This window comes from Streptomyces sp. JH002, from assembly GCF_050916115.1.
Classification (GTDB): Bacteria; Actinomycetota; Actinomycetes; order Streptomycetales; family Streptomycetaceae; genus Streptomyces; species Streptomyces xiamenensis.
The window spans coordinates 4,281,277-4,294,371 of sequence record NZ_CP087989.1; the positions used below are offsets into that span (position 1 = coordinate 4,281,277).

The following is a 13,095-nucleotide window of genomic DNA, read 5'->3' on the forward strand; positions in this document are numbered from 1 at the left end:
CAGAACATGGGCCGGGCTTGTGAAGGGTTGGTGCCGCTTCCCGGAGTCGGTCTTGTGAACTCCGCGCTGTGGCGGTAGCCGCGCCCGTCGCCAGGAACCTATGATCCCAACGGACTTCAGGGGGGAAGCCGATGGCGAAGAATGCGATCCGTTGTGAAGTGCTCGGGCCGTTACGGGCCCTGGACGGAACCGCCGAGATCGATCTGGGCCCGCCGCGGCAGCGTGCGGTGCTCGCGGCACTGCTGCTGCGCGGCCCGCGCCCGGTCACGGTCGACGGCATCATCACCGCGGTGTGGGGCGGCTCTCCGCCCGGGCACGCGGTCAATCTCGTGCAGAAGTACATCTCGGGACTGCGGCGCGCCCTGCCGGCCGGCACCCCGATCACCCTCACCGGCAGCGGCTACGTCCTGCGCCCGGAGGGCGGCCTCGACCTGTGGGAGTTCGAGGAACTGTGCGCGCGGGCCCGCACCCTGCGGGACGCCGGCCGGCCCGCCGAGGCGATCGACGCGCTCGGCCGGGCGGTCGGACTGTGGCGGGGCGACCTCGTGGAGGGCACCGACGGACCGGGCATCGAACTGGAGCGCGACCGGCTCACCGAGCGCCTGGTCGCCGCCGAGGAGGAAATGTACGGTCTGGGGCTGCGGCTGGGCCGGGGCGCCGAACACGTCCCCGAACTGGTGCGGCTCACCAGCCAGTACCCGCAGCGCGAACGGCTGCACGGCCTGCTGATGCGTTCCCTGGCCCAGTCGGGGCGGCAGACCGAGGCGCTGGACGTGTACACACGGGTACGCCGCCGGCTGGCGGAGGAGTACGGCGCCGACCCGGGGCCCGAACTGCGCGACGCCCACCAGTGGGTGCTCTCCGGAGCGGCCGACGAGCAGCCGCCCGGCCCAGGTGCCGGAGCCGGGGCCGGAGCCCGCGAGGTGGGCCGGGACGGTGGCGGGGACGGTGATGCGCGGGCCGCGGTCGCCCCTCCTGCGGGTCCGGCCCCGGCGGCGCTCGCCGGGGAGTACCCGCCGGTCGCCGAACCCGCCCAACTGCCCTACCCCGTCTTCGGCTTCACCGGCCGCACCGCCGAGGTCAAGCGCATCACCTCACTGCTGCTGTCCGGCGGCATGCCGGTGGTGTGCGTGGAGGGCACCGCCGGGATCGGCAAGACGGCGCTGGCGGTGCGCTGCGCCCAGCAGGTGGCGGCGTCCTTCCCGGACGGCCAGCTCTTCGCCGACCTGCGCGGCTTCGATCCGCTCGCCCCCGTCGAACCGGGCCAGGTCCTGGGGGAGTTCCTGCGGGCGCTCGGCGTCCCGCCGCGCCGCATCCCGCCCGCCGTGCACGAGCGCTCCGCCCTGCTGCGTTCCGTCCTCGCGCACCGCCGTGCCCTGCTGGTGCTCGACAACGCCGCCGACGCCGACCAGGTGCTGCCGCTGCTGCCCGGATCCGCGCACTGCGCCGTGCTGATCACCAGCCGCCGCCGGCTGACCGGGCTCGCCGTGCACAGCGGCGCGCACCGGGTGCAGTTGCCCGTGCTCAGCGTCAGGGAGTCGGACGCGCTGCTGCGGACCGTTCTGGGGCCGCCCGCCGCCGGTGACGAGGCCGCCATCGCGGAGATCGCCCGGCTCTGCGGCCATCTGCCGCTCGCCCTGCGGGTGGTGGCCGCCCGGGCGGCGATCTCCCCGCACATCCCGCTGGCCGCGGTCGCCCGCCGGCTGGCCGCGTCGGGGCCGCTGGCGGGGGTGTCGGCGCCGGAGGACGAACGGGTCTCGGTCGCGGCCTCGCTGGCCCTGTCCTACCGGGGACTCGACACCACCGTGCAGCGGGTGCTGCGGCACATCGGACTGATCCCGGGCCCCGACCTCACGCAGGCCGCCGCCGCGGCCGTCGCCGGCGTCGCCGAACCTGTCGCCGGACGGGCGCTGTCGGTGCTGTCGGCCGCGCACCTCATCGAGCAGCACCACGCCGACCGGTTCCGCTTTCCGCACGATCTGCTGCGCGAGTACGCCCGGCAGCGGGTCTACGCCGAGGAGGACCGCGGCGAGCGCGAGGCGGCGGTACGCCGGCTGTCCGCCTGGTACCTGCGGACCGCGTCGGTGCTGGGCGGCGGCTCCGGGCACCCGCACGTGGTAGGCCCGCACGGCCGGATGGAGACCGCAGAGGGTGGCCGGGACGGGCCGGCCGGCCCGGAGTCCGCGCTGCCGAACGCCGAGGCCGAGCTGCCCAACTACGCGGCGATGGCGGCCTACGCCGCCCGGCACGGCCCCTACCCGGTGGCCTGGCGGCTCGCCGGGACGCTGCACGACCTGTGCAAACGGCGCTCGCGGGTCGCCGAGTGGCTGACCATGGCCGAGGCGGGGCTGCGCGCCGCCGAACGGGCCCAGGACGCGCGGGCCGCCGCCGAACTGGCCCTGACCCTGGTGGACGCCTCGCTCACCGCCGGACTGATGGCCCAGGCCGAGCGGCACGCCCAGCGCGCGCTGGCCATCGGCGAGGAGCACGGCTGGCCGCGCATCCGGGCCGCCGCCCACGAGCAGCTGGGACGCAGGCACTGGACGATCGGCGAACTCGGCGCGGCCCGCGAGCGGCTGACCGAGTCCGTACGGCTCTACGGGGAGGGCGGGGACGGCAGCCATCTCCACACCGCGACGGCGCTGTGCGCGCTGGCCCGGGTGGAGGCCGACTCCGGCGCGCTGGAGCGGGCGTCCGGTCTGTACGGGAAGGCGCTGCGGCTGAGCCGGGCGGAGGGCGTACCGCACCTGGAGAGCATGGTGCTGATCGAACTCGCTCTGGTGCACCGGGCGCTGGACCGTTCCGAGTCGGCGGCGCTGTCCTTCGAGGCGGCGCTGGCGCGCAGCCGCGCCAGCTGCACCGGGCACCGCCCGCAGGCGCTCGCGCTGGCCTATCTCGCCGAACTGGACGCGGAGCGCGGGCGGGCCGAGCTGGCCGGGGAACGCGCGGCCGAGGCGGTACGGATCGCCCGGGACCAGGGCGACCAGTGGGCGCTGGCCGAGGCGCACAACGCGGCCGGCCGGGCCCTGACCGCCCTCGGTGACCCGGCCGCGGCGGCCGGCCACCACCGGGCGGCGCTGGAGCTGGCCGGCACGCTCACCTACCGGCGGGCCGAACTGCACGCCCTGGTCGGGCTGGCCGCCACGACCACCGACCCCGGCTGGGCCGGCCGGGCCACCGCACTGGCCGCCGCCCACGGCTACGACCTCGGCCAGCTGGGCGGCGCGCCCGCTCCCTGAGAGGTGTCGCGGACCGATCCGTTGTGGGTGGGGATGTGCACGGGGTTGCGGCTGCGGCAGCCGGCGCCGTTGCCCGGGATCTCGCCGGCCGCCGTGTGCCGGGTGATCCAGCGGTCGCGGCCCCCGTGCACAACCGCGCCGTCACCGCATGAGCACAGCCTTCCGCCGGCCGTTCAGCGGTCGATCTCCTCGAACAGGGCTTCCCAGCGGTCCAGGACCCGGGGGAGGTCCAGGGGGGCCACGTGGTTGCGGGCCGCCGCGCCGTAGTGGTGGCGGCGGGGCGTGTCGGTCATCAGGTGGGTGAGGGCCTGGGTGAAGGCGTGGGTGTTGCCGGGCGGGACCAGGGTGCCGGTGTGGCCGTCCTTGATGAGTTCGCGCACGCCCGCCGACAGGTCGAAGCTCACCGTCGGGACGCCGCAGGCCGCCGCCTCCGCCACCGCCATGGGGCGGCCCTCGCGGTCGCTGGTGAGGGCCAGCAGCGACAGTTCGCGGTAGGCGGCGGCCATGTTCTGGACGCTGCCGCGGAAGTGGACCCGTTCCGCCACGCCCCGCGAGGCCGCGTGCGCCTCCAGTGTGCCGCGCAGCGGTCCGTCGCCGAAGAGGTGGAGTTCCCAGTCGGGCGCCCGGGTGGTGGTGTCCGCGAACGCGTCGATCAGCCGGTCCAGCCGCTTGACCGGCTCCAGGCGGCCCACCGCCCCGATCCGCCGGGTGTCCAGCCGGGCGGCCAGACCCGGGCTGAACGGCAGCGGGTTGGGGATGGTGGCCGCGTTGGGGAGGCGGTCGCGGCGGAAGAGCGCGGCGTCGCCCTCGCTGAGGAAGACGGACTTCTCCAGCTCCGGGTAGTGCCGCAGGATCAGCCGCAGGTTGGCGGAGGCCCGGGCCTGTTCGTACGACTCGTGGTACTGGCCGATGCCCCGCAGATGCGGCCATTCGGCGGCGCGCAGCCAGTCGGCCGCCCACGGTGAGCCGATGATCAGGTAGCCGGTGTCGACGGCGGCCAGCCGTTCCTTCAGTTTCACCAGCGCCTCGTCGCGGTGGTCCGACCGCGCGCGCTGTTCCCTGATCCGGGACCAGTTCAGCCGCTCGGCGAAGGTGTTGGCCCGCCACGGTTCGGGTGCCGGCTCCGGGTAGAGCGTGGTGTGCCGGTAGCCGGGGTCCGGTTGGTACGTGTGCGGCTCGGGGCTCGGCCGGATGCCGATCAGCTCCACCCGGTGCCCGCGCCCGGCGAACCCCTGGGCCAGGGTGTGCAGCACCCGCTGGGAGCCGCCCATGGAGTCCACGTCGATGCCGATCAGGAAGATGTTGCGGTGTTTCATCAGGCGATTCCTTCGAAGAAGCGTTCCACCACGGCCCAGCTGGCGCCGCCGGTCTCGTAGGTCGTGAAGCGGTTCTGGAACGCCGCGTACCGGTCGGCGTGCTCCTTCTGCACCCGGTCCAGGTCGTTCACCACCTCCACCAGCTCCCCGGTCTCCGTCAGCACCGGGCCGGGCGCGATCTCCGCCAGGTCGTAGTACGCGCCGCGCGCGCTGTTGCGGTAGTGCTCGTAGTCGTCCGCGAACAGCAGGACGGGCCGCCCCAGGTTGGCGTAGTCGAACATCACCGAGGAGTAGTCCGTCAGCAGCGCGTCCGAGGCCAGCAGCAGATCGTTGATGTCGGGGAAGCCGCGCCCGTCCCGCACCACCGGGGCCACCTCGCGCGGCACCTCGAAGCGTTCGTAGTAGTGCGGGCGGACCACGATCGTCCACTCCTGCCCGATGCCGGCCGCCAGTTGGGCCAGGTCCACCCGCAGCGACGCGCCCGAGCCGCGTGCCCCGTCCCGGAACGTCGGCGCGTACAGCAGGACCTTGCGCCCGTCCGGGATCTGCAGCCGCACCCGCGCCGCCTGCGCCCGGTCCCTGGCCTCCACCTCCCGCCAGCGCACCAGCACGTCGTTGCGCGGCAGCCCGCAGCGCAGCAGCTCACCGGTGTAGCCGTTGGCCCGGACGAAGGTGCGCTCGAACTCCTCGCTCGGCGCGATCAGCAGGTCCCAGCGGGCGACCGCGTCCCGGTGCAGCCGCTGCTTGTCCTCGCTCCCGAAGCGCAGTTCGGGGATGTCGAAGCCCATGTGCTTGAACGCCTGGCCGTGCCAGGTCTGCAGGTAGCGGGTGCCGCGCGGTTTGCCGTACGTGGCGGGGAAGCCGTGCGAGTCGACCCAGTAGCGGGCGCGGGCCAGGGTCCGCACGTACTCCCAGCTGCCGCGCCGCACCAGCGGGACGCCGGGCGGGAAGCCGGACGGGTCGCCCGCGTGGGACCACACGGCGTTCAGGGGCAGTCCGCGCCGCACCAGTTCCTCGTAGATGTAGCGGGGGCTGTCGGCGTAGCCGCGTCCCTCCAGCGCTTCGAAGACCACCAGGTCGCGGTCGCGGGGCAGCCGCTTCAGTTCCTGGTACGTCCAGGTCTTCAGGCGGGGTCCGGACAGCCGGCGGCTGACGCGGGCGGTTTTGCGGCGGACCGGGTCGAGGGCCGGGGCGATGACCTCGGCTCCGGCCAGCAGTCCGGAGCGGGACCAGGTGAGTTCGAGGCGGCCGGCGCCGCGTTCTTCCACGGCGACGCCGATGGAGTGTCCGGCGAGCCGGGTGCGGCGGGCGGGCAGATCGCCGGGGGCGAGCAGGATGTCGGTGCGGCGCAGCCCGAGCCGTTCCAGGGCGATCACCGGGTGGCGGCGGCCCTTGAACCCCTTGGCGGGCAGCGGAACTTTGCGCAGGTCGACCTCGATGTCGGCCTCGTAGCGGTCGGTTCCGGCCGGCACGTAGGCGAAGGGGACGCGCAGCGGCTCGCCCGAGGCGGCCAGCCACAGTTCGCAGGTGATGCCGTCGGGGTCGGCCAGCAGCCGGGCCGGGTCGTACGTGCGCAGGCCGAGGCGCAGTTTCGCGCCGGCGGTGGTGACCCGGGTCAGCTCGTGCCGTACGGGGCGGGAGGTGAAGGGCTGGGCGTCCAGCTGCCACTCGGTGATGTCGAGTTCGGTGAGCGCCTCGGGGTCGTCGGGCAGGTGGTCGCCCCAGTAGGTGCGTTCACCGTCGCGGATCACGGCGGGCGGGGCGAGCAGCGGGCGGCCCAGGGTGCGGGCGGCGGCCTGGGCGTCCTCGAAGCGGCCGGCGGTGAGCAGGTACTGGCAGACGCGCTGTTCGCGGGGGAGTTCGGCGCGCGCCTGCGGGGTGATCCCGGTGCTGAGGTACTCGGAGACCACCTCGGTGAACTCGCCGATCCACTCCAGGTCGCGGAAGGGCAGGTCGCCGAGGTAGAGCCGCAGGTCGTGGCGGAGGAACTTGGTGTCCTTGGCGGGGCGCAGCGCGGCGTTGCCGCTGTCGGTGAGGAAGGTGTCGATGAGCCGGGCGGCGTGCACCCGGTCGCGGACGTTGGCCATCTTGTGCCGGCTGGAGGAGATGGACAGCTGGCCGGGGTCGTGGGCGAGGTACCACGTGTACACGGGCCAGGGCACGACGGCGAAGCGGTCGGCGAGGGTGAACGCCTTCGCGGTGAAGAGCTGGTCCTCGTAGTGCATGCCGGTCGGGAAGCGCAGCCGGTGGCGGGCGATGAACGCGGCGCGGTAGAGCTTGTTGGTGGACAGGTGGTCGGTGAAGAACTCGGGCGCCCGCGCGATGCCGTCCACCACGCGCACATCGCTGTCGAACAGCTCCGGGTACCACAGGGCGCGGGCGCCGTTCTCCTCGTTCACCCGGGTGACCTCGCCGGTGACGAAGTCGACGCCGGTGGCCTCGGCGGTCAGCAGCAGGGATTTGCAGGCGTGGCGCGGGAGTTCGTCGTCGCTGTCGAGGAACATCAGGTACGGGGCGCGGGCGGCGTCGATGCCGGCGTTGCGGGGGGCGCTGCAGCCGCCGCTGTTCTCCGGCAGCCGCAGGACGCGTACCCGGGGGTCGGTGGCGGCCAGTTCGCCGGCGACCCGTTCGGTGTCGTCGGTGGAGCAGTCGTCCGCGATGATCACCTCCAGGTTGCGCAGGGTCTGCCGCAGGACGGAGTGGACGGCGCGGGGCAGCCGGTGGGCGTCGTTGTAGGTGATGACGACGACCGTGACGTCCGGTGTCAGCGTCGTGTCGGTCATGGGGTTGCGCCCCCTCGGGGTTCGATGGGTTCGATGCGGTCCACCTGGTAGAAGCCGGCGACGCAGCGCGCCGCCCAGTCGCCCTCGGCGTTCTTGGCCATGAAGGGCTCGGTGAGCCCGGCGATGTGCAGTGGCTGGTAGCCGACGGCGGTGGCACCGGCGGCGGCCTCGGTACGGATGCGGGTGTCCTGCGCGTCCCAGGCGGCGGCGCGGTCGCGGGTCTCGGTGGCGAGGGACCGTACCTCCGGGAGCAGTCCGGCCAGGGCGCCCAGGGTGGCGGCGGTGGTGAGCAGGGCGGCCACGGTGCGGGCGCGGGGGCGCAGCCGGGTGGCGAGGGCCTGGCCGGCGAGCATGCCGTAGCAGCACAGGGCGAGCAGCAGGGGCAGCAGGAAGCTGTTCCAGGTGCGGTAGTACGTCCAGCCGCCTTCCCCGTAGCCCAGCCGCAGGGCGGCGACGACGGCCAGGGAGGCGAGCGCGACCGCGAGGGCGGGGACGGCCGGGGCGAGCCGGCCGGAGATGCCGGGCAGTGCGGGCAGGACGACCATGCCGGAGTCGGCGCCGCGCCGTACGGGGGTGTCGGTGGCCGGCCGGGGGTACCCCCGGCCGGAGGCCGGGGGAGGGTGGGGCGCGGTCAGCGGGGGCAGCGACAGGGGTGCGGTGCGCAGCGCCAGGCCGAGCAGGACGCCGACGGTGAACGCGCCGAGCCACACCCAGGAGCCGGCGGCGCGGCCGAGGAACTCCCACACCCGCAGCCAGTCGTGCACGGTGGCGGAGAGTTCGGCGGTGGAGAAGGGGTCGCCGGCGGGCGGGTGCACGCGGCGCCGGGCGCGGGCGCCGGGGGAGGTGTAGAGCAGGGCGAGCCCGGCGAGCAGGCCGAGGCATCCGGCGGCGCACCAGGTGAGGACGTAGCGGCCGTCGGGGGTGCGGCGGCGGGTCAGGGCGGCGAGTCCGGCGAGGCCGGCCAGGACGAGGGCGACCGCGCTGAACGCCTCGCTGAGGGTGCCGAGGAAGACGCCGGCGGCCAGCACCCCGAGCACCGCGGCGCGGCGGGCGCGCTTGCCGCGCCGCTGGGCCCACAGCGCCCAGACGATCAGCCAGAGGCCGATGATCGCGGGCAGGGTGTGGGAGATGGTGGAGGGGGCCCACAGCAGGGTCTGGTAGGGCAGCGGCGAGGCGTACACCAGCAGGGCGGGCAGGACGAGGGCGGCGGCGATCAGGGCCGGCAGCGGAGCCTCACGGCCGGTGCGGACGGCCAGGGTGCGGCCCAGGACGACGAGTCCGGTGGCGAGGGTGAGGAGCAGGAAGGCGGGCAGCAGCTTCGGGCCGAGCAGCCCGGCGGTGTAGGTGACGCCGTTGAGGAAGGCGTTGGCGATCCGGCCGTTCTGGGTGGTGTAGAAGTCCCAGGTGATGCCGTGGACGCCCAGTTCGCGGGTCTTCCAGGCGGCGCACCAGTCGTCGGAGGTGGGACGTACGTACCGTCCCAGGGCGGCACTCACCGCGAGCAGCGCGCCGGCTCCGGCGGCCACCGCGAGTGCCGGGCGGCGGCGCGATGCGGTGGTGCGCGGTGTCACCCGGACGCCCTCCTTCGCATGTCGCAAATGGGATGAAATAGGTGCATTGCACCATACTGAGGCACGCCGGGCTGTCCACGGCAGCGCGGATCCCGCGCGTTGTGCGGGAGATCGGGATATCCGGGACAACCGGAAGGAAAGCTCGGCCATGAAGCTGTCCGTCGTCGTCCCCTGCTACAACGAAGAGGCCGTCATCGACCGCTTCGACCAGCAGCTGCGCACCAGCCTCGACCGGCTCGGCATCGGCTACGAGCTGTGTTACGTCGACGACGGCAGCGCCGACAACACCCTCACCCGACTGCGCGCCCTGCGCGTCGAACACCCCGCGAACACCCGCTACCTCTCCTTCAGCCGCAACTTCGGCAAGGAGGCCGCCATGCTCGCCGGACTGCGGGCGGCCGACGGCGACGCGGTCGTCCTGATGGACGCCGACCTCCAGCACTCGCCCGAGCTGATCGGCCACATGCTCCAGCTGCACCGGCGCGGCCACGACCAGGTGGTGGCCAAACGCGACCGCTCCAGCGACAAGGCGGTGCGCGGCCTGCTGTCCCGGCTGTACTACCGGGCCGTCAACCGCTGGGTGGACGTGCGGCTGACCAGTGGCGTCGGCGACTTCCGGCTGCTGTCCCGGGCGGCGGTGGACGCGCTGCTCTCGCTGCCCGAGAACAACCGCTTCTCCAAGGGGCTGTTCTCCTGGATCGGCTTCGACACCGTCACCTTCGACTGCCGCGACGCCGAACGGCAGGGCGGCGGGGGCAGCAAGTGGCGGTTCGGCTCGCTGCTCAACTACGGCATGGACGGCCTGATCTCCTTCAACAACCGGCCGCTGCGGATGGCCATCTACACCGGTCTGGCGCTGGCGGCACTCGCCGCCGGGTACGCCGGCTGGGTGATCGTCACCGCCCTGAGCGGCGGGGTCACCGTTCCCGGCTACGTCACCCTGGTCGCCATCATCGCCGGGCTCGGCGGGCTCCAGATGCTGATGCTCGGCCTGATCGGCGAATACATCGGGCGCATCTACTACGAGACCAAGCGCCGGCCGCACTACCTGGTGAAGGAGAGCGGCGAGGTGCGCTCCCCGGCGCCCGGGCCCCTCGCCGGCGCGGGCCAGGCCCCGGCACCGGCACCGGGATCGGCCCCGGCCCCGGCCGTCGAGCCGGCCCCCGCCGAGGACCTCGAACGATGACCACGGTGCCCCGGGCGGCCCAGCTGGCCCAGTTCGGCCGGTTCGCCCTCATCGGCGTCGTCAACACCGGCACCTTCTACCTCTGCTACCTGCCCCTGCACCGCTGGCTGCCGTACTTCTCCGCCTTCACGCTCGCCTACCTCGCCAGCATGGTCGGCTCCTTCTTCCTCAACACCTACTTCACCTACCGCACCCGCCCCAGCTGGCGGAAGTTCGCCTTCTTCCCGCTGACCCAGCTCACCAACTACCTCGCGCAGAGCGCCGGCCTGTATCTGCTGGTCAGCGGCGCCGGACTGAACAGCACCACCGCCCCGCTGCTCGCCGCCGCCGGCGCCGTACCCTTCACCTATCTGGTGTCCCGGCGCATCCTGCTGCCCCATCCCCGCGAGGAACCCGCTCCATGAGTCTGTCCCGCCGCGCGCTGCTCGGGGGCGGGCTCGCCTCCGTCCTCGGGGCCGCCACCCTCATCGAGGCCCTGCGCCCCATACCCGGCGGTGACGACCACGACGCGCTCCCGGACCCGGCGGAGAACGCCTCGGTCGTGCAGGTCATCGCCCACCCGGACGACGACCTGTACTTCATGAATCCCGACGTGAGCTGCACGCTGGGCGGCCCCGCCGCGCTCACCACGGTGATCCTCACCTCCGGCGAGTCCAACGGCGTCAACGGCAACGGCGGCCCCGGGCGGCCCTCCCCGAGCGAGGGCCACGAACGCTTCGCCCGCGCCCGGCAGAACGGACTGCGCGCCGCGTACGCCCACATGGCCACCGGCGACCACGACAGCCGCTGGAACTCCGTCGTCCTGTCCACCGCCGGCGGCTTCCCCGCCCAGTGCGACACCCTGCTGGCGCGCCCCTCCCTGCGGCTGATCTGGCTTCAGCTGCGCGAGGCGCGCAAGGTCTCGGACGAGGTACCGCAGTCGCTGCGCGGACTGTGGCGCGGGCAGGTCGGGACGCTGGAATCGCTGCGGGCGCGCGGCAGTGTGGTCGGTGAGGACTTCACGGTGACCGGCGACCAGCTGACCGCCGCCCTCACCGGACTGCTGCGGGCGTCCGGCCCCACCCATGTCCGGTTCCAGGACCCGACCCCGGACCGGCGCCCGGACAAGAAGGTGTACGCCGACCACCAGGACCACATGTACGGGGCGAGGTTCACCCAGCTCGCGCTGGAGCGGTACGCGGCCGAGGACCCCGCGCACTTCAGCGTGCAGAGCTACCTCGGCTACCGGGGCGGCACACTGCCCCCGACGCTGAGCCCGGCAGCCGCCGAGGCCAAGGCCCGCACGCTGCACATCTACGGCGGGGTGGGCATGACCTGCGGCGACCCGGACGGCTGCGGCGACTACAAGACAGGGGCGACCCCCGACGGGCGCTGGGTGCCGGTCATGCGCGACCCGCGCGAGATGGGCACCGACTGGCTGCACCGGCTGGACGACGACGGGGTGCTGGCCTGCGCGGTGCTCAGCGGACGGCTCGCGGTGTGGCGGCGGGCGGCGGGGGAGACGCGGTGGGAGGGCCCGGAACTGCTGCCCGGGACGGGCATCGACGACGGCCTCGTCATGGTGCGCCACCCGGACGGGCGGCCGGCGGCGTACGGGACCCGTACGGTCGGCGGCGCGCCGGGCGACGCCGGGTACCGGCGGGAGGTGATCGCCTCGGTGGGGCTCGGGCCGTGGGAGTCGCTGGGCGCGCCGGGCGGCACGGACGCGGAGGCGAGCTGGCAGCTGTCGGTGCCCGCCGTCGGGGTGGACGCGGCGGGGCGGGTGGTGGTCGCGGTGCGGAACGCCGAGCACGGACTGAGCGCCCGCACCCGGGACCCGGGGACGGGGGAGTGGGGCACCTGGCAGGACCTGGGCGGCTCCAACGCGGGGAGCCGGCCGGTGGCGGCGACCGCCAGGGACGGCCGGATCAGAATCCTGGTGGCCACCCACGAGAAGGTGCTGCTGTGGCGGCAGCGGGCCGACGGCGGGTTCGGCGACCCGGTGGACGCCGGACTGCCCGCCGTCACCGGCCCGCTGACGGCGCGGCAGGCTGGGGCCGGGGTGAAGCTGTACTTCCGCGAGCCCGGCACGGGTGCTTTGCAGACGGCGGTGGTGGACGGGGTGGAGGGCGCGACGCCGCAGGTCACCCTGATGCCCGGCGGGGTGGGGTGCGGCCCGGTGGCGGAGGCGGACGACGCGCTGATCGCCGTGCGGGACGAGGCGGGCCGGGTCGCGGTGGCCGTATCGCCCGCGCCGTGGGTGACGGAGAGCCATATGGCCGTGGGCAATCCGGCGGCGGTGGCCACGGCCAGGGGCCGGGCGACGGTCGCCTATCTGGGCGCGGACGCCCGGCTGCGTTCCACGGAGTTCGACACGGGCGAGGCGCCGCTGCGGAGTTAGCCGCTCTTGGGGCGGGCGCGGACGTGCATGCGCTCGCCCTGCGGGCCGAACAGGCTGAGCAGTTCCACCGGCCGGCTGTCGGCGCTGCCGAACCAGTGCGGCAGCCGGGTGTCGAACTCGGCCGCCTCCCCCTGCCCCAGCTCCAGGTCACGGTCGGCCAGCAGCAGCCGCAGCCGGCCGCTGAGCACGTACAGCCACTCGTACCCCTCGTGGGTGCGCTGATCGGGGACCGGCTGCCCCTCCGGCTGCCCCGGGATGATCATTTTGTACGCCTGGAGCGGGCCCGGGTGGGCGTTGAGCGGGACGACGGTACGCCCGCCCTGGATCTGGCGCGGCGCCAGCCGTACCCGGGGATCACCCACCGGCGGGGCCCCCACCAGCTCGTCCAGCGGCACCTGGAACGCCTTGGCGAGCGGCAGCAGCAGTTCCAGCGAGGGGCGGCGCTGCCCGGACTCCAGCCGGGAGAGGGTGGAGGTGGAGATGCCGGTCACCTCCGACAGCGCGGCCAGCGTCACCCCCCGCTCCTGGCGCACCCGCCGCAACCGCCCCCCGACCTCGGCCAGTACATCCGTGAACTCCATGGCCCCAGCGCACCACGGCGTACCGTTTATGGCAAATGA

The 13,095-nt window shown here is 74.1% G+C and carries 8 protein-coding genes; 4 read left to right on the forward strand and 4 right to left on the reverse strand.

Annotation, left to right across the window (positions count from 1 at the left end; translation table 11 throughout):
• Positions 1-131: 131 nt before the first annotated feature.
• Positions 132-3,239, forward strand: a complete 3,108-nt coding sequence (locus H7827_RS19625) for an AfsR/SARP family transcriptional regulator (protein ID WP_432746742.1) — start codon at positions 132-134, stop codon at positions 3,237-3,239.
• Between the two features lie 173 nt (positions 3,240-3,412).
• Here the strand turns inward: H7827_RS19625 and H7827_RS19630 are convergent, their stop codons facing one another.
• Genes H7827_RS19630 through H7827_RS19640 form a run of 3 tightly spaced genes read right to left on the reverse strand, consistent with a single transcriptional unit; the run spans position 3,413 to position 8,909 of the window.
• Positions 3,413-4,555 (reverse strand): glycosyltransferase, encoded by a 1,143-nt coding sequence (locus H7827_RS19630; protein WP_046723533.1) that lies wholly within the window; start codon positions 4,553-4,555, stop codon positions 3,413-3,415.
• Positions 4,555-7,338: a bifunctional glycosyltransferase/CDP-glycerol:glycerophosphate glycerophosphotransferase gene (locus H7827_RS19635; RefSeq protein ID WP_432746743.1), complete on the reverse strand. Its 2,784-nt coding sequence runs from the start codon at positions 7,336-7,338 to the stop codon at positions 4,555-4,557. The genes H7827_RS19630 and H7827_RS19635 overlap by 1 nt, the downstream gene beginning before the upstream one ends.
• Positions 7,335-8,909: a DUF6056 family protein gene (locus H7827_RS19640; RefSeq protein ID WP_432746744.1), complete on the reverse strand. Its 1,575-nt coding sequence runs from the start codon at positions 8,907-8,909 to the stop codon at positions 7,335-7,337. The genes H7827_RS19635 and H7827_RS19640 overlap by 4 nt, the downstream gene beginning before the upstream one ends.
• A gap of 148 nt (positions 8,910-9,057) precedes the next feature.
• Here H7827_RS19640 and H7827_RS19645 point away from each other — a divergent pair, with 148 nt between their 5' ends.
• From H7827_RS19645 to H7827_RS19655, 3 genes are read left to right on the forward strand one after another with little or no spacing between them, the layout of a single operon-like run.
• The gene (locus H7827_RS19645; RefSeq protein WP_432746745.1) at positions 9,058-10,095 is read left to right on the forward strand and encodes a glycosyltransferase family 2 protein; all 1,038 of its coding nucleotides are present in this window, start codon (positions 9,058-9,060) and stop codon (positions 10,093-10,095) included.
• The gene (locus H7827_RS19650; protein ID WP_030725064.1) at positions 10,092-10,499 is read left to right on the forward strand and encodes a GtrA family protein; all 408 of its coding nucleotides are present in this window, start codon (positions 10,092-10,094) and stop codon (positions 10,497-10,499) included. The genes H7827_RS19645 and H7827_RS19650 overlap by 4 nt, the downstream gene beginning before the upstream one ends.
• Positions 10,496-12,475 (forward strand): PIG-L family deacetylase, encoded by a 1,980-nt coding sequence (locus H7827_RS19655; RefSeq protein WP_432746746.1) that lies wholly within the window; start codon positions 10,496-10,498, stop codon positions 12,473-12,475. The genes H7827_RS19650 and H7827_RS19655 overlap by 4 nt, the downstream gene beginning before the upstream one ends.
• On the opposite strand, the gene H7827_RS19660 is transcribed toward H7827_RS19655, so the two are convergent.
• Entirely contained in the window at positions 12,472-13,056 is a 585-nt protein-coding gene (locus H7827_RS19660) for a helix-turn-helix domain-containing protein (RefSeq protein ID WP_200366851.1), read from the reverse strand. The two genes, H7827_RS19655 and H7827_RS19660, sit on opposite strands and share 4 nt — an antisense overlap.
• Positions 13,057-13,095: the final 39 nt, after the last annotated feature.